The 23,126-nt window shown below is 66.7% G+C and carries 19 protein-coding genes and 2 pseudogenes; 10 read left to right on the top strand and 11 right to left on the bottom strand.

Annotated elements, in window-relative coordinates; all coding sequences use genetic code 11:
- The first annotated feature begins 424 nt into the window (after positions 1-424).
- On the top strand, positions 425-1,039 hold the full coding sequence (locus tag ABH935_RS31660) for a GNAT family N-acetyltransferase (RefSeq protein ID WP_370381618.1): 615 nt from the start codon (positions 425-427) through the stop codon (positions 1,037-1,039).
- 415 nt (positions 1,040-1,454) lie between these two features.
- Here ABH935_RS31660 and ABH935_RS31655 read toward each other — a convergent pair whose 3' ends face one another.
- On the bottom strand, positions 1,455-1,601 hold the full coding sequence (locus tag ABH935_RS31655) for a hypothetical protein (RefSeq protein ID WP_370381617.1): 147 nt from the start codon (positions 1,599-1,601) through the stop codon (positions 1,455-1,457).
- A gap of 156 nt (positions 1,602-1,757) precedes the next feature.
- Here ABH935_RS31655 and ABH935_RS31650 point away from each other — a divergent pair, with 156 nt between their 5' ends.
- From ABH935_RS31650 to ABH935_RS31640, 3 genes are all read left to right on the top strand, one after another.
- The gene (locus ABH935_RS31650; protein ID WP_370381616.1) at positions 1,758-2,210 is read left to right on the top strand and encodes a hypothetical protein; all 453 of its coding nucleotides are present in this window, start codon (positions 1,758-1,760) and stop codon (positions 2,208-2,210) included.
- Between the two features lie 21 nt (positions 2,211-2,231).
- Positions 2,232-2,753, top strand: coding sequence for a hypothetical protein (locus tag ABH935_RS31645; protein ID WP_370381615.1), 522 nt, complete (start codon positions 2,232-2,234; stop codon positions 2,751-2,753).
- Positions 2,754-2,915: 162 nt separating this feature from the next.
- The gene (locus ABH935_RS31640) at positions 2,916-3,212 is read left to right on the top strand and encodes a hypothetical protein (RefSeq protein ID WP_370381614.1); all 297 of its coding nucleotides are present in this window, start codon (positions 2,916-2,918) and stop codon (positions 3,210-3,212) included.
- Positions 3,213-3,736: 524 nt separating this feature from the next.
- On the opposite strand, the gene ABH935_RS31635 is transcribed toward ABH935_RS31640, so the two are convergent.
- The gene (locus tag ABH935_RS31635) at positions 3,737-3,994 is read right to left on the bottom strand and encodes a hypothetical protein (protein ID WP_370381613.1); all 258 of its coding nucleotides are present in this window, start codon (positions 3,992-3,994) and stop codon (positions 3,737-3,739) included.
- Between the two features lie 562 nt (positions 3,995-4,556).
- Positions 4,557-5,231 (bottom strand): hypothetical protein, encoded by a 675-nt coding sequence (locus tag ABH935_RS31630; protein ID WP_370381612.1) that lies wholly within the window; start codon positions 5,229-5,231, stop codon positions 4,557-4,559.
- Positions 5,232-5,330: 99 nt separating this feature from the next.
- Here ABH935_RS31630 and ABH935_RS31625 point away from each other — a divergent pair, with 99 nt between their 5' ends.
- Positions 5,331-7,577, top strand: coding sequence for a protein kinase (locus ABH935_RS31625; protein ID WP_370381611.1), 2,247 nt, complete (start codon positions 5,331-5,333; stop codon positions 7,575-7,577).
- On the top strand, positions 7,574-9,763 hold the full coding sequence (locus tag ABH935_RS31620; protein WP_370381610.1) for a PQQ-binding-like beta-propeller repeat protein: 2,190 nt from the start codon (positions 7,574-7,576) through the stop codon (positions 9,761-9,763). The genes ABH935_RS31625 and ABH935_RS31620 overlap by 4 nt, the downstream gene beginning before the upstream one ends.
- Positions 9,764-9,787: 24 nt before the next feature.
- Here the strand turns inward: ABH935_RS31620 and ABH935_RS31615 are convergent, their stop codons facing one another.
- Positions 9,788-10,558, bottom strand: coding sequence for an FHA domain-containing protein (locus tag ABH935_RS31615; RefSeq protein ID WP_370381609.1), 771 nt, complete (start codon positions 10,556-10,558; stop codon positions 9,788-9,790).
- Between the two features lie 197 nt (positions 10,559-10,755).
- Between ABH935_RS31615 and ABH935_RS31610 the strand changes: the two genes are divergently transcribed.
- On the top strand, positions 10,756-11,496 hold the full coding sequence (locus tag ABH935_RS31610) for a hypothetical protein (protein ID WP_370381608.1): 741 nt from the start codon (positions 10,756-10,758) through the stop codon (positions 11,494-11,496).
- Between the two features lie 595 nt (positions 11,497-12,091).
- Here ABH935_RS31610 and ABH935_RS31605 read toward each other — a convergent pair.
- The 3 genes and pseudogenes from ABH935_RS31605 to ABH935_RS31595 form a co-directional block, all read right to left on the bottom strand.
- On the bottom strand, positions 12,092-12,298 hold the full coding sequence (locus ABH935_RS31605) for a hypothetical protein (protein WP_370381607.1): 207 nt from the start codon (positions 12,296-12,298) through the stop codon (positions 12,092-12,094).
- An 81-nt stretch (positions 12,299-12,379) separates the two neighbouring features.
- The gene (locus tag ABH935_RS31600; protein ID WP_370381606.1) at positions 12,380-12,685 is read right to left on the bottom strand and encodes a recombinase family protein; all 306 of its coding nucleotides are present in this window, start codon (positions 12,683-12,685) and stop codon (positions 12,380-12,382) included.
- Positions 12,686-12,977: 292 nt separating this feature from the next.
- A pseudogene (locus ABH935_RS31595) lies at positions 12,978-13,505 on the bottom strand (recombinase family protein); the annotation flags it as partial.
- A gap of 495 nt (positions 13,506-14,000) precedes the next feature.
- Here ABH935_RS31595 and ABH935_RS31590 point away from each other — a divergent pair.
- Positions 14,001-15,368 (top strand): hypothetical protein, encoded by a 1,368-nt coding sequence (locus ABH935_RS31590; RefSeq protein WP_370381605.1) that lies wholly within the window; start codon positions 14,001-14,003, stop codon positions 15,366-15,368.
- An 84-nt stretch (positions 15,369-15,452) separates the two neighbouring features.
- The gene (locus tag ABH935_RS31585) at positions 15,453-16,049 is read left to right on the top strand and encodes a transposase family protein (RefSeq protein ID WP_370381604.1); all 597 of its coding nucleotides are present in this window, start codon (positions 15,453-15,455) and stop codon (positions 16,047-16,049) included.
- Between the two features lie 519 nt (positions 16,050-16,568).
- Here ABH935_RS31585 and ABH935_RS31580 read toward each other — a convergent pair.
- The 3 genes and pseudogenes from ABH935_RS31580 to ABH935_RS31570 form a co-directional block, all read right to left on the bottom strand.
- Positions 16,569-16,736: pseudogene (locus tag ABH935_RS31580) on the bottom strand (DUF397 domain-containing protein); the annotation flags it as partial.
- A 181-nt stretch (positions 16,737-16,917) separates the two neighbouring features.
- Complete coding sequence (locus ABH935_RS31575; RefSeq protein WP_370381603.1) at positions 16,918-19,185, bottom strand: tetratricopeptide repeat protein; 2,268 nt, start codon at positions 19,183-19,185, stop codon at positions 16,918-16,920.
- 41 nt (positions 19,186-19,226) lie between these two features.
- Complete coding sequence (locus ABH935_RS31570) at positions 19,227-19,568, bottom strand: hypothetical protein (protein ID WP_370381602.1); 342 nt, start codon at positions 19,566-19,568, stop codon at positions 19,227-19,229.
- Between the two features lie 125 nt (positions 19,569-19,693).
- Between ABH935_RS31570 and ABH935_RS31565 the strand changes: the two genes are divergently transcribed.
- The gene (locus ABH935_RS31565) at positions 19,694-21,838 is read left to right on the top strand and encodes a tetratricopeptide repeat protein (RefSeq protein ID WP_370381601.1); all 2,145 of its coding nucleotides are present in this window, start codon (positions 19,694-19,696) and stop codon (positions 21,836-21,838) included.
- Between the two features lie 4 nt (positions 21,839-21,842).
- On the opposite strand, the gene ABH935_RS31560 is transcribed toward ABH935_RS31565, so the two are convergent.
- A partial coding sequence (locus ABH935_RS31560) for a hypothetical protein (protein ID WP_370381600.1) occupies positions 21,843-23,126 on the bottom strand: 1,284 nt, incomplete at its 5' end.

Raw genomic sequence — 23,126 nt, 5'->3', positions numbered from 1 at the left:
TCCACCTCAGGGGGTTTGGGGATCTGGTTCGCCGAGCTTCCATCCGACAATTCGACATGACCACACTGCCAGAGCAGGAGAATGTGGTGATCCTGACTTGTGTGCGGGTGGTGCATCCCGGGAGTATCGCCGAGCTCGGCCTCGCGGCTGATCCCTCGTCGAGCACCGTGATCGAGACGAACCGTCCGGGCCTTCGTCATCGTGTTGCCGCGACCCGCGGCGCTGGGGTTCCGGTCGGGCCCGCAGTGACGCCGGCGCGATTTGTCCGCTGCTGGTACATTGGCGGGGACCCTCAACGCCGTAGTTTGACATGGTGGAGTGTGCGGCGAGGTGACTTCGGGCGTCGGGTTTCGGTGCTGTGCGCCGGTGATCGGCTGTTGGACGTCGTTCGTTGGCTGTCAGTGCGCCGCGCTACGGTGAGGACGTGATCTCAGCCGACATCCGTCCCTACCGGCCCGAGGATCGGGACGCCCTCTATGACATCTGCATGCGGACCGGTGCCGCCGGCGGCGATGTGCGTGGTGTCTATCGGGACCAGACGCTGCTGCCGGACATCTTCGCCGGACCCTATGCGACGCTGGAGCCGGATCTCGCCTTCGTGCTCGACGACGGCGGACGAGCGGTCGGATACGTGCTGGGCACCAGCGACACCGCGCGGTTCGCACGGGACTTCCGCGACAAGTGGCTGCCCACGGTCGCCGCGCAGCATCCGCTGCCGGGCGGGGAGCCGGGCACGCCTGATGCGGTGATGACCGCGTTCCTGCACCGTCCGGAGGTGATGGTGACTCCGGCGCTCGCCGACTATCCGGCGCATCTGCACATTAGTCTGCTGCCAGGGTATCAGGGGCGCGGGTATGGCAGGACACTGCTTGCCACGCTGTTCGCGGCTCTTGACAAGGCTGGCGTGAAGCGGGTGCACCTGGTGATGTCCTCTGCGAACACCGGCGCGCGGGCGTTCTACGACCGCATCGGGTTCCACCAGATCTCCATCCCCGCTCCCGAGGAGCTGACTTTTCTGGGGCGCTCGACGACGGCCTGACGCCCGACGTATGACTTGTTTCCCGCGTCTGTGCACGCGCTTCATGCGGCTGTGACGAGCCGGACCCGATCTTGCAACAGGGTCGGACACAGTCTTCGCGGCCGTGCTGACCTCATCCAGCGGCCGGGTGCCGATGGTGTTGTCGTGCACCGAGGCCGCCACGACACCACCGCGAAGATCAGCCCTACCACGTCCACGGCCAGACCCCGCTTGCGCCCAGGCGTCTTCTTGTTCTCTTCCAGCCTGGTGGTATCCGCCGAGAGGCCTGTGAGGTTCAATAACGCTGCCGAGGCGTTGAGCTGGGCCTATTCTGCGGCGTCGTATTGGTTGATGAGACCGCCGAGGATCTTTGTTCGGGTGATCCGGTGAGCCGGGAACGGGGCGATGTCCGGATCATCTAGTGATGTACGCAGGCTCAGCCCGTGGCCTTGATGCGTCCGGCCGCGTTGTAGTGCTCCGTGTACTGGTCGAGGACGACACGCAGGTGGCGGCCGCTGACGATGAGCATGCGGTCGGTGCCGGGCCGCAGTGGGATGCTCGGTGACCCCGAGGAAGTGCGCACGCCTGGACCCCACCTCCAGGACGAAGGACACGTACAGCCGCTTGAGCGTGGCCGTTTCGATCTGGAAGAAGTCGGTGGCCTGGATCGTCGCGGCCTGAGCCCGCAGGACGTACGCCAGGTCGGGCCGTCGTCCCGGTTCGGGGCGGGCGGGATGCGGTGGCTTCGCAGAATCTTGCGGATGGTGGCTGCGGCGACCCGGTGGCCCAGGCGGCGCATCTCGCCTTGGATCCGGGTGTAGCCCCACGACGGGTTGTCCCGCGCCAGCCGGAGGTTCAGTCCGACGAGCTCTGGCTGGGTCAGGACCCGAAGGTTGTGTGCCGTGTGGTGCTGAATGATCTGGATCGCATCGACCTGGTCGACGCCGAACGGCTCGTGCGCGAGGCCCGCGAGATGGTCAGCGTGTGGCCGAAGGTCGCTATCCTCGCGACGACCCAGCCGGGCACGACAATGGATCGTGCCGTCCGTCTGGACGTTGACTTGTGGAGTGCGGAACGCGGCGCGAAGCTGATGAAGGTCGCCTCCGACGTCGAGCTGCCGTGGCGGCAGTGGAACTCCGAGACGACCGATCTGCTGCGGCGGCCTTTGAGTGCCCTGGCGCTGGCTACCTGACCGTCGGGACAGGGCGCAGACGTGACCCGTATGCAGCTGCTGCACGACCTCTCGAAGAGCATCATCCAGAGGCGCCGGCCGAGCGCGGCGTCACCGGAGCTTTGGAAGGCGCTGGCCCGGTTGGCCGTCCTGACCCTGCAAGCGCAGAGGCCGGTTTCGACGACCGCGATCGGCAACGAGGCGCAGATCTGGCAGCTGACCGACACCCGGTTCGTCGTGGAGCACAACGGCACGTTGAGCTTCGCGCTCCCAGTCTTCGAGCAGCACTTCGGCGCGCAGTCGATCTCATCCGGGACCATCGAGATCGAGGCCGCAGCCAGCCGTGACTCCTTTCCCTCCTGGCGCTACGCGATCGCATCCGTGATCGCCACCTGCTCGGGTTCAGCGGAGCGGGAGCAGCTGCTGTGCCGGGTAGCCCGCACCAGCCCGGCCGCGCTGTCCTGGGTACTTGACGAGATCGAGCCGGAGAACACCCGCCGGAAATTGAACGTCGTCTCTCACGAAGCCGCGTCGAGCCAGGATCGAAACGCGGGGGCGGCATGACACGAACAGTGATGCCCAGGCCGACCCGGCGATCGCCGTCGGCCTGTGGCTGCGCGAAGCGCTCCAGGCACTGCTCGATGGCTACGGCCCTTTGGCCTCCTCGCTGGCACACCATCACGAAGGCCGCCTCGTGCAATGGGCGCTCACCTCGCCTCCGGATATATGACCCTGGCAGAGCACTGGGACCAGACCGCCCCCACAGTGGTCTCGCTCCCGGACTTCGCCCACCTGCTCGACCTTCGCCCCGGCGGCTGGCGTTCCTCGCAGATGTTCACCGAACCCTCCGGCGACTACAGCCGATGGCAGTGGGCCCGCAACCGGATCCAGAAGACCCTTACCGGGGTGATCCAACACCAGGCCCTGCCCACTCCGTCGGTACCCGCATCAACCACGAGCGACTGTGGATCCTCGCGAACTTCGCCATTAGCGATGCCGGAGTGCAGCTGGGACGGGATTTGATCCTGCTCGACGCACTCCGCGAGAAGGTCGCTCAGATGATGGAGAAGGTAAACACCAGCGTCTCCTCCACCTGGCAGTGCGGCGGCCACACCTTTAAGTCGCCGGACATCATCTAGCTGAACGAACAGCTGGCAGAACTGGATGGCGAGTACCTGCAGCGACCGTGGCCGCTGCCCGACCATCCTCCGGGACGGCGGTGGCGCTGGCAGGGGTACTCCACCGAACTTGCCATCTCGACCGCCGCCGAGATCCTTGCCGAGGCGATCGCCGGCTACCGCGACCTGGTGGAAACCAACCTCCCGGGCTTCGGGCCGGCCCGCGGGCTCTACAGCATCTTGCCCGCCCGGATCGAAGGCACGATCACCTACCCCCAGAACTCCGACGACCACCCGGTCAGACTGAACTTCGCCTGGGTCCCGGACCCCAGCATCGATCCGCAGGCCCCTGCGCCCGTCGAACTTCGAGCCGAAACTGAGCCTGGGAGCTGGCCGTACTGGCACCGGCCCCAAGGCCCGCGCCCGGGATCACTCGGCCGCGGCGAAGCGGCGAACGGTGCGCGGGTTGAGCCCCTGTTCACGTGCGATCCGGGAGAGCGACCCGCGGGCCAGGATGCCCAGCAGGTCCATCAGTTCCTCGATGGTGTCGATCGCCGGGTCGATCGCCCCGCCGAGCTCGGGCATACACAGCGGCACGCCGTGCAGCGCCAGTAGCGGCGCGACCAGCGAGTACTGGTTGCGTGCGAGCCGATCACCACAGCATGAAAACCCGATCAGGATCCGCACGGCCTCCAGCAATGACGCTGGCCCTGGTCGCAGGAACGGCGAGAACAGTGCGGCTCAGCCCCACATCGGAGAACTCCACGACGATTCGGCCCTCGCCAGCGATCGTCGCCCGCGCTCGACGCAGCTGCCACGCCCGGGACGTCACAGGATCCTGGTGCTCCTCGGTCAACACCCGCCAGTAGACGTGAGCCGCGGACCACCGGCCACCAACCGAGTAGGAGGGCGCGCACGACCTGCGGCCCACCCGACCAGGCCCTCCTACTCGCCCGGGCGCTTCATCGTCGTGGCGGCACTGGGTTTCGGGCAGCGCTCTGGAGCCGACGGTAACGTGAACAAGGCTGGTATCGCCGTCTGGTTTCGTCTTGCCATGAAGTGCCGCCTGCTTCTGCTGCTGAGGGCCTCCGACACGGCCCTATTGTTGGTGTCTCAGCACGTCAGGCATGCGGCAATAGTGGTGCGTGGTGGCGGTCGCTGGCGATTATCCGGCGTGTTGCCGCTGTCCTGCCTTGCGAGAGAAACACGCAACTGCCTTTCGAGGGACGTCCGCTGTTGAACGGGCAGATTAGGACAGCTGGCTGAGCACGTCGTGCGCCATCGTGATCACTGCTGCCTCGTCCTCGGCTTTGGACGCCGACTGGCCGCGCGTGTAGTTGAGGTCGACGAGGGCGTTGCCTTCCGCGATCTGCAGATAGGTACGGCCGGGTGCGTGGGCGAGGTATGCCTCGTCACCGAGGCCCTGGACGTTGCGGACGTCGTCCGGCGTGCCGCCCACCATCGTTGCGACATGCGACTTCAAGGTGGCGAAGACGGTCGAGGTTTCCGGGCTCAGCAAAACACCGACCTCCAGCATGTAATAGCCGCTCGCGCCAGCTCCTAGGGCTGTCCATACGCCTCGGCTTCCGCTTTCGCTGAAGCCGGGGGTGCATTTGGCGCCAGGAGCGTATTCGGCCGCGTGCGCCGTGCTGATCAAGGAGCATGACCGCGGTGCGTGCTGGTAGACGTGGCCGGCCGGGCTCGTCGACACGTGGCTGGGTGACGTCGTTGCTGGCGTGACCGTCGTTGACGTCGTCGCGGCTGTCCCCGACGAACTGCCGGTCAGGGCCATGACGATGCCGAACGTCGCGGCGGCGCACACCGTCATCACCGTGCCGCCGAGCAGCCACGGACGCACCGGGCCGGTCGATGGCCGCGTCCTTTGCGATGGCGGCGGAGTCGGAGGAACGGTCGTCATGCTCATGGATCCGGCTCCTCTGTCAGGCACCTGATAGCGCCGATACGTCAGACTTCAACAGCGGACTGTATTACCTTCGGCACTCTTCGTCGATAAAGTTCCTCTGTGTTTGGGCAGTATCAGTTCCTTCATGAACTTGGCGAGGGCGGGATGGGCAAGGTCTACCTCGCCCGCTCACCCGGGCTCCGGCTGGTCGCTTTGAAAGTGATCCGCCCCGCGTACGCGGCCGAGCCGGAGTTCCGCGAACGGTTCCGGCGGGAGATCGAGGCGGCGCGGGCGGTCAGGGGGATGTTCACCCCGCCGGTGCTTGACGCCGATCCCGATGGCAATCCGCCGTGGCTGGCCACTACATACGTGCCGGCGCCGTCTTTGAGCGAGGTCGTCCGCTACAGCGGCGTCCTCGGGCCCGCCGCGCTGCGGGCGCTGGGCGCCGGGCTCGCCGAGGCACTGACCGCGATCCACCGGGTGGGGCTGGTGCACCGGGATCTCAAACCCGGCAACGTGCTGATCGCCATGGACGGCCCCCGGGTTATCGATTTCGGGATCGTCAAGGCGTTCGGCGCCGCCGCGCCCGAGAGTCCAGAGGGCGCGAGCGCACTGACCGTCACCGGGCACGTTATCGGTACCCCGGGGTACATGGCGCCCGAGCAACTGTCTTCCGACATGGAGGTCGGGCCCGCGACTGACGTCTTCGCCCTCGGCTGCGTCCTGAAGTACGCCGCGTCCGGAACGAATCCGTTCGGGCGCGGCACGCCGGAAGAGATGCTCGGGCGCGTGCTGCGCGGTGATCTACAGCTGGACGGCGTGCCCGACGAACTGCGTCCGCTGGTCGAGGCCTGCCTGGCCAAGGACACGGCCAGCAGACCGTCTGTCGATGAACTGCTCCTGGCCCTGTCCCCGGCCGATCCCGTCGACCTGCTGACACCGGCCCTGCGTCAGGAACTCGCGACACGCGGGGAGAACGCGACGGCCATGATGCGCCAGGAATCGCGCGCCATCCCGACGCCCTCTGACTGGCTGGACCCGGCCGAGCGGCCCCGCCAGCAGCCGTTCGCCCCGGGACGGCGCGGGTTTCTCGCCGCGGCAGCCGCGGCTGGCGTCGTGCTGGGCGGGGCGACAGCGGGCGTCGTCCGGCTGTCCTCCCGGCAAGGTTCCCCTGTCTGGCTCGGCGGCATCGCCCCCGGCTCCCTGAAGCAGACACCGAACGTCCCTGGCCGGTCCACGACCTCCGTTGCGACCGCCTCCACGGCACCGGCGCCGATCTGGCGGCGGAACGTGTCCGTGCTCGTCGACCCCGCGACCCTCACGCTCCAGTCCGACACCACCTTGGTCCGCTGGATCCAGAACGAAGCAGATACGTATTCCACCAAGGACGGCTCCTCGCGAGCGAAGAAGTCCGGAGATCTCTCCAACTGGCTGGGCACTGCCGACGGCCTGCTTCTCGGCATCGGTTTCAGCTCGGGCGCACGGCACTTCCAGGCCCTGGACGCGACCGGCGCACTGAAGATCGATGTATCGATCGATGATGCTCTGACCAGTGCGTCGGCACCCCAGATGGCTTCATACGCCTGTCTGGGCATGTCGGGCGGCATCGCGGTGATCGCGGTGGTCGGCATGATGTCGGGGGAGTCGGCGCTGAGCACCTCGACCCTCGTCGCCTTCGACACCGGCAACGGCAAGGCCCTGTGGCACCGCGCGGCCACCTGGGGGTTCTACGCGGTCAGCGCCGGGACCTTCACCCACGGCCCGCCCGTCGGAGGTCTCGTCGCCGGGAAATACTGCCTCATCCAGGACGGCACCGCGACTAGGGCCATTGACCTGCGCACCGGCTCGGTCGCGTGGACAGTCCAGAACACGGGAAGCAGTCAGGTGCCGCAGACGATGGCGATCGACGGAGCGACGCTCATCACCCTGAGCACGGTCCTCACCGCCGTGGACACGACGACCGGTTCCCCGCTGTGGACGAAGGAAGCGGGCTCCGACCACGCCCTGAACATCCTGCAAGCCGATCACGGTCGCGTCTTCCGCGTCACCGCCGACTACAGCGTCACCGCACTCGACAGCCGGACCGGTAAGCCGCTTTGGTACACCCCCGACCCGCTCCCCGCGTCGATCTCCGCGGATCCGCTGGGGACTCTGGTCGTCATCTCTGCCACGGATAAGTACGTGGCCGTCCCTCTGGGTGGCACGACGACGTCCGGCGTGCTGGTGTTGTCTGCGACCGACGGAAAGCCGCTGTGGGTGTATCACGACGCGATCGCGACCGGCACCACGTGGTCGGTCCTGCTGTCCGGCGCCACCCTGTACGCCGACACCGGCTCCACGCTGTTCGCCTTCCCGGTCGCCGCATGATGACGCCCGCAGCCGATCCGGGAACAGCCTCGAGCGCTACGCTCGTCGGCACGTTCGTCGGCCCCTTCCGCATCGTCCGGCGGCTCGGCGAGGGCGGCATGGGCCGTGTCTACCTCGGCGTCTCGCCCAGTGGCCGGGCCGTCGCGGTCAAGATCCTGCTCAAGGAACTGCTGCACGAGCCGGATTTCCGCGCTCGCTTCCGTGCCGAGATCGCGGCGGCGCAGGCGGTGAGCGGCGCGTTCACTGCCCCGATCGTCGATGCGGACCCGGACGCCACGCCGCCCTGGTTCGCCACCGTCTACATCGCCGGACCCTCGTTGCATGACGCGGTCGTGCAGAACGCGCGCCTGGGAGAGGCCGACTTCCTGCTGCTCGCCGCCGGCGTCTCCGAGGCGCTGGCTGCCATCCACCGCGCGGGTCGGGTACATCGGGACCTCACGCCGGCGAACATCCTGCTGGCCGAGGACGGTCCGCGGGTCATCGACTTCGGGATCAGCCGCGTCGTCGATGAGCGCGGTGAGGCGGTGCCGAGCGGCCTGGTCTACGGCGTTTCCGGCTACATCGCCCCCGAGCGTCTGCGCGGCGACGCCGCCACGGCGGCCACTGACATCTTCTCGCTGGGTGCGGTGCTGGCATTCGCCACGCAGGGCTTCCCGCCGTGCGGCACTGGTCCGGATTTATGGATGCGGCAGCGGACACTGAACGATCCGCCGCGTCTGGACGGCGTGCCCCAACGGTTTCGCGATGTGGTCGAGGCGTGCTTGGCCAAGGACCCGGCGCTTCGGCCGGCCGCGGAAGACCTTCCCGCGCTGTTCCGACGCGGTGCGGGCGCTGGCTGGTCGGCACCGGCGGTCGTCGGCGAGGTGCACCGGCACACGGTGACGTTGAGGCAGATCCTCGGCCCCGCACACCCGAACCGTCGCAAGATTCTGATCGGTGGCGGGGCCCTTGCCGTCACCGCGATCAGCGGTGGCCTCGCGGCACTGCTCACCGAGGGTTCCACGCCGAAGACCGGTGTAGGTGGCACGTCGCATCAGACTCTGGATGCGATGAAGACCCGCTGGGCGTCATCCCTTGCCCGCTCGACGCTGGCTGTCCGGGCGTACGACGCGAAGACGGTCGTCTGCACTGACCGGACCGGCATCGCCAGCTTCGACGTGGCTGCCGGGACCGGATTGTGGTCCGACGTCGAGTCCCGCGGCGGCTCGATCATCACTGACGGCACAACCGTCTACGTCGTCCGCTCCGACGGACGCACTTACGCCTTCGACGCCCGCACGGGGAATCCGGTATGGGCCTCCGACACCGCGACGAACCCCGATCCCCGTTTCGTGACGAAGACCGATCTCGTCGGGACAGAAGCGTCGAATCTGGTCCGCAGCATCAATCTGACCGACGGGACGACGCGCTGGACGCATGCGTTGGCGAACGTCTACGACGTGCTCGATGCGACGTCGACCGGCACGGTTATCCCTTACCTCACGAATGGCACATCGTGGGTCTACACGGTGCTCGATGCGAATTCGGGGCGCCAACGGTGGACGAAGCCCTGCGCAGGGCTGTGCGCCCCAGCCACTGGCGACGTCTACTACGCACTGGACGAAGCGTCGATGAATCTCCTCGCGTTGAAGGCCGCTGACGGAACACAGGTGTGGAGCAAACCGACTACGTTGCCGTCGCAGGCGGCGCCGCAGACCATCTTCTACACGACGGCGCTGCGATTGGAGCAGGGAATCCTGTTCTGCTATCCCGGGATGGCAGGCAACCAGACTGGGACCGGCCTGCTTTCCGCCTTCGACCCCTCTGACGGTCGGCAGCTGTGGACAGTGAACCCCGCCCTCGCAGGCGATGGCACCAGCGGCGGCTACGCGATCGTGGACCAGACCGTGTGCTACCTCGATGGTGTGCTGAAGGCTATCAACGCCCGGCACGGGACACCTTTGTGGACTGCTGGGAACGATCTGGGGCAGCTTCAGCTCGGCGGTGCGGTCGGCGGGTTCTTCGTGGCGGCGGCGCTCGACGCCGACGGGGGCCAGGCGGGCCTCTACGGCTGGGAGGCCAGGACCGGCAAACCGGCCTGGAGGTTCCCGGTTTCTGACGGCACCGGAGCGTGGACCTTTCTCATGCAGCCCAACGGACTGCTCGCCTCCAGGAACGGTCACCTGTTCGCCTTCATGCTGCGCTGATACCGAGATGGTCCCTTGCCGGTATCAGTCGTCGTCTTCGTGGAGCAACCGGAGGTCGTCAGGCAGCAGCATCGCGCTTCGCAGCAGAGCGTGGATGAGATTGTGGTTGAGCGTGTTGCCGACGGGCTCGTTCATCTCCTCGCGGCTGGTGAACGGGATGGCCAGGCGTTTGCGTATCGCGCTGACCCGGTTGTCGACTTGCTTTTCGTCCCAGCCGTTCTGGCCGGGGATCCGGTTAAGTATCTCAGCCGTCTGCTTTCGCGTGGCCGGCTGTGGATGGCGCTCCCCGCGCAGGTAGCGGTGTGCGAGCGCTGTGAGCAGCAGATGCTCGGTTTTCGTCAGGTGCCCGGCCACCGGCGGCGCGGTTGTTTTGCCCGGCTGCGGTGCTGCGGTGAGGCCGCCGTACCCGACCACGCGGACGTGGATCAGATGCGACCGGCCCAGCTCGGTGACGATGATGAGGGGCGTGTAACCGGTGCCCATCTTGTGGACGTGGCCTTGCAGCACTAGCGGACCGTCTGGGATCTGGATCGGCCGCTGGCCCCGGTTCACCAGCCACCACGGGCCGCCGTCGCACTCGAAGGCCACGTGCACGCGGCTGATGCGGTCGTCGTCGAGACCGAACGGGACATGGACCTCGTCCTCGTTCCGGCCGCAGGTCAACGCGTACGTGCGAGGTGGCACCGCCCACCCCCCGCGATCGGCGATCACGAAGATCGTGCCCGGCGGCGCAGGCTCCGGCACACCGCCGCTCAGCGGCGTCGAGGGCGGAAGGGCATGCGGTAGGAACGCCATGGACGGTCACCTCACTCACGGATCGCGGCCGACGGAGCCGACCGGTGATGACAGGGTACTGAGTAGGCCGAGGCTAGTGCGGCCGGTTCAGGACCGGTCCTGGCGGCGACTGCATAGCCTCCCGCTCGGTGGCTGGCATCTGTGCGTGCCCAGCGCCACGGAAAGAGGCGTCATCAATCACCGAGAAAGGCCCGCCCGTGAACAACACCGAACCGTCCCCCTCGCGCTTGCTCGCCACCGACGGCGACAAGCGCATTCGCCGCGCCGTACCCTTCGTCACGGCCGTCGCGGTCAGCGCCGCAATGGTCGCGAGCACCGCCGGCCCTGCGAGCGCTGCCGTCCAGCACCGCGCACAGCCGGCATCAGTCTCGCTCTCCTTCAGCGGCAGTGCCGTGTCCGCCGCATCGTTGATGGCAGCGGTCCCGTACGTGCACGTCAACGACGGATACGTCACGGTCGACACCCTCGGCGCTGAGAAGGCCGGGGTCAGCAGCCAGGCGCTGAAGACCGAAGCCGCCCTCGCCGCCAGCCTCGACCAGCTTCTCGCCCGCCGAGCCGCTACTTCCGGCGCCGCCCGCAACGGCGTAGCCCTTGATGTGGCCGCGGTCGTCCCGGCCGCCGTTCAGGACACCACCATCACGCTTCTGCCCGGAATCGTTCTTACGATCGACAACTCCGGGATCCAGCTGGCTATGAGCAAGCAGGCTGTCACGGAAGTCGAGAGCGTCGTCGGCTTCGGACAGAGCGTGGCCTCGCTCGTCGGCGCGATCCTCTCCGCCGCTCAAGTCCCGCTCGGCGGTCAGATCGCTGGCATCGTCGCCTCGGCGCTTGGAGTCGGCAACACCTTCCTCAAGCTCTGCACGGCCGGCGATGGCAGCGCGACGTTCACGGTTCCGTGGTTCGGGATCCCATCCTGCAGCGGCCTGACCATCTTCTAAACACCCCTCGCCACGCGCAGGTGGTGGCTTCCGCGACAGCGCAGACGAGGGCAGTGCCAGCCGCCAGCTCCTCGCGTGCAGGACCGATAGAGATTCGCCCTGCACGCGAGGACATCCAAGAGATTCTCGAAGGCGGTAAGGACGTTTTCCGGATCAGGGAGAGGCGCTACAACAACGACCTAAGCACATATCGTGAAGCGCGTCGCGGAATGAGGAATTGTACGGGATGAAGCAAACGGCAAGGTGTGCGCCTGTCATCCACGATTGCAGATGACAGGCTCGATCTTGGCTATATTACCGGAATGGGTTGCACCCCGAGTCGGATGGCGGTACCATCTTCTTAGATACCTGGTCAGCTACTGAATCGATCACACAGTGAAGTCGTCCAGGTACTGAAAGGGCAGATCGATCGGAATTTTCGCCCAAATGGGGCTCCGATCGCGTGTATATAAAGTACATGACGCCCCTCGGACACTTTTTGACCTGATATGTCCGGATTTTGCGGGTCGCTTGCGCCCCGGCCGGACGGTAAAGATCCTGGTCGGGGCTTTGTGGGGGTTCAAGTCCGGTAGGACTGAGGGCCCCTTTCAGTTTGCTATCGGTGGATTTTGATCTGGATCGGACCGTCATCGCTGTTTGCGGTGACGGTTTTGTCGTTGTGGTCGTAGATCAGCGTCGCCCAGGCTTCCTGGAGCGTTCTGACGTGAGCGATGTGGTCGTCGGCCGCGGCGTGGGAACTGATGCCCAGCGCGACGGCAAGTGCGGGGATGTGTTCGCGGATGCAGTCCTCGCGTACTGACAAGGTCCGGGGCAAGGGCTGTCTCGCGGTGTCCGATGCGGCGCTCTCAGGATGTTTGCATCGATAGGTAGCTCGGCCGTTGTTCTAGGCAGCCTTCAGGCGCTTGCCGCAGTGCGCGCAGCGTATGAGCCCTGAAAGCAGATAGGTGTGTCCTTCTGCGGTGACTGAGCACTGGCTGCGTATCGCCTGCGCCTTGTTCCACGTTTCACGATCCACGAGTGCCGGCTGGGCGCAGTCTTCTGACCAGATCCAGTCTTCTGACGGGTTGTCGATGAGCAATGGCCTGGTGCCGAGTTGGACGTTCGCAGGGTCGACGAGCACGTCGGTCTTCCTGGCCCGGCCCCATACTTGGTAGCCGAGGTAGCGCGGATTGTGCAGGATCGCCAGCACTGCACCGGCCGTCCAACGGGAGCCGGTCCGGTGCCGATTGCGGGCCGGATCGTGCGCTGACGGGGAGGCCACACCCCCCGGCGTCGAGCTCCCGGCAGATCGCCGCCGCGCTATGCCCGGCAGCGCGCCGGGTGAAGATCTGCGTCACAACCTGCCCCGCAGACGGGTCAACGGCCAGCTGATGCAGGCGGACTCCCATCCGGTGCAGCTCGGGGTTCGGATGCGGGCCGGCGTCAGCCAGAAGATAGCCGTATGGCGGGCGTCCGCCTAGGAACCGCCCTTCATTGCGGGCCTTCGCGCCCATCGCGGTGCGGACCCGGACCTGGATCCGCTTACGCTCGGCCTTGGCTAGTTGCGCGAACACGGCCATGGTCAGCTCGTGCGCCTCGTTGTTGGGGTCGACCGGGCCGCCGAGTTCCGGGACCCACAGTGGCACCCGGTAGTGCGCGAACAGCGGTGCCACCATGCCGTATTGGTTGTCGTAGAACACCCGCTGCGGCTCGCCGATGACGACGGCGTCGAACCCGCGCTCCGGATCGGCCAAGGCCTCCAGCAACCGGCACGACTGTGGCCGCCGCAGCCACGACGTCGCCCGGGACTGCCCCACATCGAAGAACTCCGCCACGATCTCACCGTGCCCGGCCACGAGCCCCGAAGCGCGTTCGAGCTGCCAGCCGCGAGATTCGGTTGGCGACTGCAAGTCCTCAGTGGACACCCGCCCCGCGAACGCGAACCGCACCCCAGACGGCTCGCTGATGGGTTCCGCCGATGCACCGCTGCCCTTGACGCTTCTGTCGTTTGCAAGCCGGTGAGAGCTCATGTGCCCAACCTGCAGGCCGGCCGCCCCGCCCGTCTCCAGAGGCGAACCCTTTAGGGTTTTATATACGGCTATTGCGGTAGGATTTTTGTAAACTATGTTTGCTGCCGAGGCATTGGCCACGGGGCCGACATCCAACAGGGATTGACAGCTGCGCCTGGTCCTGCGGCGTGATACGCGAACTCCGGCATCCCGCCGCCGAACACAAACGTGAAGGCCACCGCGTAGAGTCCGTGCTCTGCTCGCGGTGGTGAAGGCTCAAGTGCACGTGCTGGCCGGTGTCGCCGCCGAGGTGGCGGTTGCGACGAGCTCGGCAAGGTCCAGCCCTAGCTCAAGCCGAACACGTCACTGCGGAACCCGTTCTTGACCAGTGGCCAGCCACGATGGCGACCTCGGTTTTCGGTCAATCTCCGCAATTCATGAGAGTTCGACCTTCTCGGTTCCAGCATGGCATCCCTATGTTGTCCGCAGGGCACGCGAACGGTGGGTGGGGGCATCATGGATGTCGTATCAGCACTGCAGAATCTCGGTGAGTCGTCCGCAGTTGAGATCCAATCGAGCACGTACCTTGCAAGCCACGTCAGGAAGAAGTCGGCGAGGGTCGACGCCGAGCGTACAGAGAAGAAACTCCCACTGCAGGCTCGCAAGCCCCGGCTCACCCCGGTGCCCAAGAGCGAGCACGGTGGCGTAATGTCCATCACCCCGTGGGAACTCCTCCACACCCTAGGACGTGCCACCGTCCTGGCCGGTAACGGTTCGTCGCGCGCACTGGCCCAGCACTGGGGTTGTTTGAAGTACATCACGACGCTGCAGGCCAACGACAAGGGCCGCATGGAGCTGTCGGACGACGGTAAGGACCCGTCGTTCCACCGAAAGTCTGTCCAGGCCGAGGACCTCGGCATTGCGTTCGCTCTGGCCGCAGCGTTAAGAGTCGCCTATGTGCGGCATCCCGATCATCACTTCGAAGTCGTCGATGCCGATGTTGCCCTCGAAGCAGGCTGGACGGTGCGAGGCGCCGATATTCAGCAACGCCCGAACATGAGGCTGCGCCCCGACTACTTCCTGGTCGGAGTCAAGGACGGTGAGCCTGTGCGGGTCATCACCGTGGAGTGCAAGGGCTCGCACGGCGAGATCGACGCCCAGCACATTCAGTTGGCCAAGGCCGCCGCTCAGGTCAACGCCGTGGTCATCGGCAACGGAGCGCCGCCGCCCAGTCTGCTGATGGCCACCTCGCTGGCTGGACGCGGCGGAATCGAAATGCGAATCCTCGATCCGACCGGTGACGGAGTCCTTGCTCTGCCCGAGGACCAGGTCCCGTCGCTGAACGGGCCGGTGCAGGAGTTCAACGATTTCCCGGCGATTCCCACTACCGCGCCTGATGGCCGGAAGGACTCCCGGCCGGGGTTCTATATTCCACAGGAGCGTTCCGAATGGTTCTCCCGCGTGCTGATCAGAACTGCGGCGGCGAGCCTGCTCGCCTTTGTCGGCGACCGGGCATCTGCCCGGTACCTGCTCACCGAGCGGCAACGACGTCGCGTCGGACCGGCAGTCGAACATCCCAGCACCGGCATCGTGTGTGATACCGCGATCACGCTTGCTGGGATGGACTTCGTCGGCACTGACCACGTCTTCCGTCTCGACGGACTCCGTGTCGAGGCGTTCTCCGGCATGCTCCGCGGGCTCCATCGGACCTTGGCCGAACAACACGACGTCCAACAATACGAACGTGTCCTGCCCGCAGCTCGCGACGCGTGGAGCGAGCGCCGCAGCGATGCGCAGCTGGAGTGGGGCGGACCGCTCGCTATGGATGCCGATGGCGCCGTGCTCGGGCTACGGATCATGGGAGCCGGAAAGGAGTTGTCCTGAGAGTGCGTGCGGCGCGGCTTCCCTGAGCTAACGAAGGATTCCAATACCAGCCTCGTTCTTTCACGACGAGCGCGCGTCCTGGCCGTGCTGCGCCACGACCAGCGCGCCGCCGACCTGGCCGGCGGCAACCAGGTCTCCGCCACGACCATCCGCCGCTGGACCGATGAGGTGATCACTCTGGTCGCGGGCCGGGCCCCGCGACTGGACCGCGCCCTGAACCGGATCACCCGCGCCAGCGGGGAGGCCGTCCTGCTGGACGGCACCCTGATCCGCACCCGCCGCCGCACAGGGGCGGCCAACCGCAGCAACTACAGCCTCAAGCACAAATCCCACGGCCTGCTGTTCCTGGCCCTCACCGACGAGCGTGGGAACCTGATCTGGATCTCCTCGGCCCGCCGCGGCGCGGCCAGCGAGATCAAGACAGCCCGGCACGACAAGCTCTGCGAGCATCTGCGCACCGCCAGCTTGGGAGCCCTGGCCGACCTCGGCTTCGTCGGCCTCGATCGGGACCCTGACGACCCAGTGGTCATCACCGGCATCAAGCGGACCCGCAAGAAGAACCTCACCGTCGCGAAGAAACGGGCCAACCAGACCATCGCCGCCGCCCGCGCACCCGTCGAGCACGGCTTCGCCGCCCTGAAGAACTGTCGCATCCTCACCCGGCTACCCGGCTACGCCTGAACCCGGCACGGGCCACCGCCCTGCTCCGAGCCCTGCTCGTCCTGACGAACCTCGAAACCAGCCGTTGACAGATGATCTAGAACGCGGACACCCGCCCGCCAACAGCACGAGCACCCACAAGCCCGGCCACACCACCACCCTGAGCAGCTAATCCATGTTGGTGCGATCCCAGTGGTGTGCGGCGGCGAGCACAGCTTGCTGCGTGATCCAGTCCGAGAGATCAGTCCCCGGCGGTGGCCACGGGCAGCCCCACGGGCCGGCGGATACCAGGGCGTCCAACACCAAGGCCAGCCGCCGCGTAGTCGACCACGTCTCCAGTCGCCGCCGGGCGGAGATCGCCGCGATCGTGGCACGCATGCCCGCCGCCCAACGCGAGCGTTCGTCGAGGCGCAAGAAGCCTCTATGCGGCCGGCGGCGAGCCGCCGGCGAGGCATGGCCTGATCCCGCTGGGATAGCACTAGCCAACCGGCCACGCCCGACATTCTCGTCGGGGGGTGACCCGGCGGGGACGGCCGTGTCTCAGCTATCGAATTCGCCATTTCGCGCGCCGTCGATGAAGCACTCCCATTCAAACCGCGAAAAGGCCAAGACCGGCCCCTGGCGGTCTTTGCTATCGCGAACTTCACGCCGGCCATCGGGGTGACGACGTACCTCTACACACCCGCTGCCACTACCGCTGGCTTGGGCCTTACACCATGCGCTCCAGAGGTCCGCTGGTCCGCTGGTCCGCTGGTCCGCTGGTCCGCTGGTCCGCTGGTCCTCGCCGGATTTTCTATGTCATCGTCGTGCAAATGTGGGACGTCGCTCGGCATGTCGTCTTCCTTCATCCGAAAGTGTCTGTGCGCCACCGTCGCGCCACGGTGGGACGCTAGCTGAGCACGGCGGGGTTGGAAAGAGTTGTCCCCGGTACCTCGAGCGCAGCGCGCAACGAACCGGCCCAGCGTTCGAAATCTTCTGCCTCGTCGTCACGGCCCAGGATTCGGTAGGCCTCGGCTGCGCCGGCGATCGCGCGAGCCTCGTTGACCCGGTCGCCGAGGGTGCGCTGGATCATCGCGGCGCGCTGGTAACAGGCGAGTGCTTCATCGGCGCGCTCAACGGACTGCAGGGCCCTGGCGCGGGCGATGAGCGCCTGGCCCTCCCTGGCTCGGCTGTCCAGAGTCTCGGCGGCTTCCAAGGCGAGTGCCGAGGTACGCTCGGCTTCGGCGGCCAGGCCGTTCACCAGTTGCGCGTCGCAGATGGAGACGAGGACGTGGAAACAACCGATGGCGTCGCCGGCGGCAGTGTGAAGTGCGAGCGATTCCTGATAGGCGGTCACGGCACCGTCGGTGTCTCCGTGGGCGAGGCGGACGCATCCGATGCCTTCTGTGGGATAGCCCAGGAAGCCGTCCAGCTGCTCGGCCAAGCAGATGTTCACGGAGGTCGTGAATGCGGTCATCGCAGAGTCCAGACGTCCCGCGTCGTGGTCCAAGAACCCGATCAGATCGAGGACCCACGCTTGTCCGAGCTGATCTTCGGTCTCCCGGTGGATGGCCAGCGCGGCATCGTAGTATCCGGCGGCTTCCTCGAAGCGGCCGGACTGGCGGTACGCCATGCCCAGGGAAGCCAGTAGCGCAGCTTGTCCTGCTCGGCTACCGTCGCGTTCGGCTGCGGCGAGCCCTGGGGGAGTGATCGCGAGCCAGTCGTCGAAGTATCCGTTGTGCGCGTAGGCGAACGACAACGCAGCTGGAATCTGCCATGCGTGACGGTCGAATCCGAGACGTTCGGCCAGGTGCGATGCCGCAACCAGGTTGCCGCGCTCGCTGCGGAACCACGACAGAGCAGCTGGGTAGTCCGGGAACGATGGGGAAGTCACATCGGGGTCGGCGCCGTCAATGGGGACGTGGTGTGAAGCCTGCTCGTAGGGTGCTGCGGCGCGGACTGCTTCAGTACCTTGTACGTACCAGTCCAGCAGCCGGCTCACGGCCTTGCTGTTCGTTTCATCGGTGTCGGTCTCGTCGGCTTGGTCGGCGGCGTAGGCGTGCAGCAGGTCGTGGACCTGGAAGCGGTCCCGCTCTAGTTGCGTGATCAGGTGGGCGCCGGACAGGTCGTCGAGGAGTCGGCTGGCGGTGCGCGGTGGGACGCCGGCGAGAGCTGCCGCCGCTCCGACGGAGAACTCTGATGTCGGGTGCAGCCCCAGGAGGCGGAACATACGAGAGGCCGGCTCTGACAACGCTCGGTACGACCACGCGAAGACTGTTCGTACCGCGTCGGCCTCTGCCGCGTCCTCGGAAGACAAGGCATCCCACATCGAGGACTCACTACGCAGTTCGGCGATGAGGTCGGTCAGCGGCATCATCGGGCGGGAGGCCGCGCGCTCGGCGGCGATCCGTAGGGCCAGCGGCAGCCGGGCGCAGAGCCCGGCCAGTTCGGCGATGTCCGTTGCCTCGTCCGTGCGCGCGGTGCCGAATGTAGTGGTCAACAGCTTGACGGCGTCTGGCTCGGCGAAGATGTCGGCGGTGATCCGGACGGCGCCGTCTCGGACGGCCAGCGCGGACAGCCGACTGCGGGACGTTATGAGGGTCGCGCAATGCGATGCGCCTGGGAGGAGGGGCCTGACTTGCTCGCTACTGGCGGCGTTGTCCAGCACGATCAGCAGGTGCTTGTCCGCCACGAGGGACCGGAACAGAGCCGCTCGTGCGTCGTGGTCCGCGGGGGTCATCGTTGCGGGAACTCCCAGCGCCTCGATGAAGCGCCCGAGGACATCGGCGGGGTTCACGGGCGGTCCTTGGTCGAATCCGTGGAGGTTTGCGTGGAGTTGGCCGTCGGGGAACTGAGAGCGGTTCTTGTGGGCCCAGTGCACGGCGAGCGATGACTTGCCGACCCCGGCTGTTCCGGAGATGACGACGATGAGGCCGCTGTCGCGGCCGTCCGTATCGCTGGTGCCGCCCTCGGGTGCCGGAAGCAGGGCCTCGTCCAACGCCCGCAGATCCGCCACCCGATTCACGAATCCGCGCACGTCTCCCGGCAGCTGTCTCGGCGTCGGGGTCGGGGCTTGCGATGCCGAGTGGAAGTGGATGTCGCCGCTGATGTCTCGGGCCTGAACAGCGTTGCCGGCCGAGCCGCTGATCTCAGATTGTGTCCCGTGGTCGCCGCCCACCGCGAAGGTTCTCCCGTCCCGTCGATCATCAGGCCGTGCCGCTAGTTGAAGGTGAAGTTCCCGCCGTGGAAGTCGCGGCCCTGCACGAACTGGCTCGCCGTACCTGACACGATGTTCGCCGTGTTGTCCGACCCCTCGATCGACTGATGCCATGCCAGCAGGTCGTTGGCCAGCACGGTGTCTTCCTGTGCCGCGGTGGACAGTTCGGCGGCCAGCGTGGCGACTTCGTCTGCTGACTTGGGTTTGTCCGGGGCCTTGCGGTGGTGGCGGGTGAGGAGGGCGGTGAGTGCGTCCCACGCTTTGGTGCCCGCCTGGGTCGCTGTGCTGTCGAGGAGTTTCGCCAGCGCGGTCGAGATCATGCTCGACGTGACGATCGGGTCCATGTCGGCCCCCCTGATGAGAAAAGCGAGCCCTGACATTCTACGGCCGTTGATCGGACGTCAAGGCAGGGTTAGTGCTTCGCGGTGTGTAGTGGAAAGTACGTGTGCGGTCACCGTACCCTGGGCCGGTGGCAGACGAACAGGCTGATCGGGGATCGATCCACAACGATGTCTCCGGAGCGGCGCACAGCTTTGTTCAGGGCCGGAGTTTCGACAACGCGACGATCAACTTCTTCGGATCCCGGCCGCGCCTTCCCGCGAGTGCACCGGCGATGCTGCCGGCGAGTCATCGTCCTTACACCGACCGATACTCTGTGCACGAACGCTTGGACCACTTCGCGGACCGGGAAGTCGGCGTCGTCCAGATCGGCGGTGTGGCCGGCGTCGGGAAGTCTGAGACCGCAGTCCAGTACCTGCGCAGCCGTAGCGAGCGCTACCACGGCGGCGTCTACTACGCCGACCTTGGCGGAGGCCGTCCGGGGCACGGGGTTTCCGTGGAAGAGGCGTTGGACGGCTGGCTCATCGCCAAAGGCGTACTCCCCGCGGAAGTGCCGCCCGGCCTGGTCGCGCGTACGGCATTGTTCCGTCGGATCACCGCGGACGAGCCCGTTGCTGTGCTCATCGACGATCCCGCCAGCGCCGCACAGGTCGCGTCGCTGTGCCCCACATCTCAGGGCAGTTTGACCGTGGTGACGGCGCATCATGAGATCCCCGGTATCCGAACTGCCCACGGCGCGGAGTTCCTACGGCTGCCGATGCTCGAGCGCGACTACTGCCTGGTTCTACTGGCCGAGCTGGTAGGTCCCGGTCGTGTCGACGCAGAACGGAGCGCGTTCGAACAGCTGGCGGCATTTAGCGATGGACATCCGCTGATGCTGCGCGTCATCGCCGCCGAACTGGACCGTGGCAGGTGGGACTCCGCCGAGGAGCTGGCCCGGCACCTGGCTGACGCCCGGAGCCGCATCGAGGCCTCGGCGCAGATAATGGGATCAGGCGGTGACTACTCCGTGGACGCTGCTCTCGGGCTGAGTGTCAGCAGCTTGCCGGAACCGGGCCGAGCGCTCCTCCGCGCGCTGGCATCACATCCCGGCGCGGAGTTCGGACCAGACCTGGTGGCCTTCTGCACACCAGATCGGGGCGCGCTGGCGGACTTGGTAGAAGCCGGGCTCGTCACGGTCCTGCATGAGCCTGGGGCGTCGCGCTCGGGCCGACGGTGGCGCCTGCACACTCTGGTCCAGGATTTTGTCCGCCGGGAAGCGCTGTCGGACCTCACAGCTTTCACCGCGGCTGAGAAAGCGATCGTCGGTTGGTATCTGCGGCGTACCGCAGTCGCTGATCGAGCGCGTTCTCCGCGCTGGCATCTCGGGCCCGACTTCGAGGACGAGCCCCGTTTCGAGGACACCGAGGCGGCGGTGTGCTGGCTGGAAGCCGAGCACGTCAATCTGCGCAACGTCGTGACCGTCGCGTCGGACCTCGGCGACCACGAGACGGTGTGGCAGATGTGCGAGGTCCTATGGGGCCTGTACTTCTTCAGCAACGCGTTCGGCGATTGGATCGACACCCATGAGCTCGGTATCGAGTCGGCGGCGCGCCTGGGCAACCGGCCGGCCGAGGCCCGTATCAGGCTGCAACTGGGTTTCGCCTACTACAACCAGGATGACATCGAGCAGGCAGCGACGGAGTTCGGTTCCGCGGTGGCCGTTGCCGAGGACACCGGGGTGGACAAGCTGCTGGCCGCAGCCGTCGAGTCCGTCGGCCTGACCGACTTGAGACTCGGACGTCCCGAGCAGGCGCTCGCGGCGTTCGACCGGGTGTTGGCGCTGGTCCAGATCGATTCCGGGGCTGGTGTCGCTGCCCTCGGGAACGTGCAGCGGCACCGGGCACGGGTCCTCGGGGCGCTGGGGCGGCGTACCGAGGCCATCGAGGTGATGACCGAGCAGTCCATCCCCGCTTATGAAGCCGATGGGAACAGCGCCTACAACTTGGCGCGCGCGCTTGTTGATCTCAGTGACCTGCTGATTGCCGCCGGTCGGGCGCAGGAGGCCGTGGAGCGGCTGTACCTCGCCATCGCGGAGTTCGGGCGGCTACACAACCCGTTGCAGGGCGCGGTAGCACTGACCACGTTGGCTTCGGCGCACAGCGCCCTTGGTGACAGCGAGAGCGCGGCGAACGCCTTGGAGCGTGCCGCCGAAGTCTACGAGGCGGTCGGCTCGCTCAAAGCAGCTGATGTCCGCGCTCGTGCTGAGTCCCTGAGACGCGGATCGGGGAGCTGATCGATCAGAAGTGGCGGGACGCCGGGCTGGGTACCACCTCGTTGTACAGCACTGATGCCAGCACTGAGGGATCCTCGCCAGGCGCTGCCCGGCGGACGTGTTCGGTGCCGTCTCGAAGCCACATCCGACAGGTGTCCTCCTCGACCACGGCCGCCACGGTCAGCCCCGGTAGCTGCTCGAATGCGTGTCGCGCCCACTGCGCCGAGGCTCCCGGCGCTTCCCGGACAAGCACGTCGGCCATTTGGGCTGCGCGGCCGACCGGCCTGGTGGAGTCAACGACTATGTGGCCACCGGCACGTGGCGTCGTGGCGTGTGCGACAGCCATCGGATACCGCTCTACGCGCTCGTTCACGACACGTGTCCACAGTGCGGTGGCCCGCTGGGGGCAGTGGTATAGCAGCGGCACTGGTTCCGGCACGGCCGGCCACGCGGGCTCGGGCAGCGCCAAGTGTTGGTAGAACAGAGCCCTGAGCAGTTCCAGCGAGCGACCGGGAACAGAGGTCACACACCCCGTCATCTCCGCATAGCGCGCTGGTTCGTAGGTGGCTATCAGCTTCTCGATCTGATCCCGCAACGAGGCGTTCGACACCAGACGAGGAGCCGCTTCGGCAAAGCGGGCGATAGGGGACCCCGGGTCGACTGCATCGGCGGGATACGTGGCCAGGATAGTAGGGATGCCGAGCGCTGCGCCGTAGAAAGTCACCGACCCATGGTCGCCGACTACCGCGTCGGCGGCGAGCAATGCGGCACGCCAATCCATCGGCGGCACCATCAGTAACCCGCCCCTGCGGGCATGGGCGAGTACTCGCTCAACCTCGGCCGGGCCGTGTGCGTGGATGACGTTCGGGTGGATGACGGCGGCTACCAGGTACTCATCGACCGGGAGGTCGGCCACCAGCCGCTCCACCAAGCCGACCTGCTGCCCGAACAGCGAATGCTGCCCCCAAGTGGTGTTCACGATGACGAGCCGACGGTTGCCCAGCCCTAACGCCGCACGGTAGAGCTCTCGGTCACCTGCGCTTTCCAGCAGCCGGTCGAAGCAGGGATCGCCGGCGATGACGGCAGTGGACGCCGCTGCCGGCGCGGCTTTACGGAAGCGATCTAGCTGCTCAGCATGAGAGAGCACCTGTGCGACCGCGATCGGCTTGCCCTCATGAAGGACCCACGGTTCCGACAGACCGAAAACGCTCCCGGCTCCCGGCTCCCGGCTCCCGGCTCCCGGCTCCCGGCTCCCGGCTCCCGGCTCCCGGCTCCCGGCTCCCGGCTCCCGGCTCCCGGCTCCCGGCTC

This window comes from Catenulispora sp. GAS73, from assembly GCF_041262085.1.
Taxonomy (GTDB): Bacteria; Actinomycetota; Actinomycetes; order Streptomycetales; family Catenulisporaceae; genus Catenulispora.
This window is presented reverse-complemented; position numbering and strand designations above follow the sequence as displayed.

Excerpts from the sequence above, each read along its gene's own strand:
- ABH935_RS31640 (WP_370381614.1), top strand. The coding sequence starts at position 2,916 with ATGACCCTGGCAGAGCACTGGGACCAGACCGCCCCCACAGTGGTCTCG.
- ABH935_RS31630 (WP_370381612.1), bottom strand. The coding sequence starts at position 5,231 with ATGAGCATGACGACCGTTCCTCCGACTCCGCCGCCATCGCAAAGGACG.
- ABH935_RS31620 (WP_370381610.1), top strand. The coding sequence starts at position 7,574 with ATGATGACGCCCGCAGCCGATCCGGGAACAGCCTCGAGCGCTACGCTC.
- ABH935_RS31615 (WP_370381609.1), bottom strand. The coding sequence starts at position 10,558 with ATGGCGTTCCTACCGCATGCCCTTCCGCCCTCGACGCCGCTGAGCGGC.
- ABH935_RS31590 (WP_370381605.1), top strand. The coding sequence starts at position 14,001 with ATGGATGTCGTATCAGCACTGCAGAATCTCGGTGAGTCGTCCGCAGTT.
- ABH935_RS31570 (WP_370381602.1), bottom strand. The coding sequence starts at position 19,568 with ATGGACCCGATCGTCACGTCGAGCATGATCTCGACCGCGCTGGCGAAA.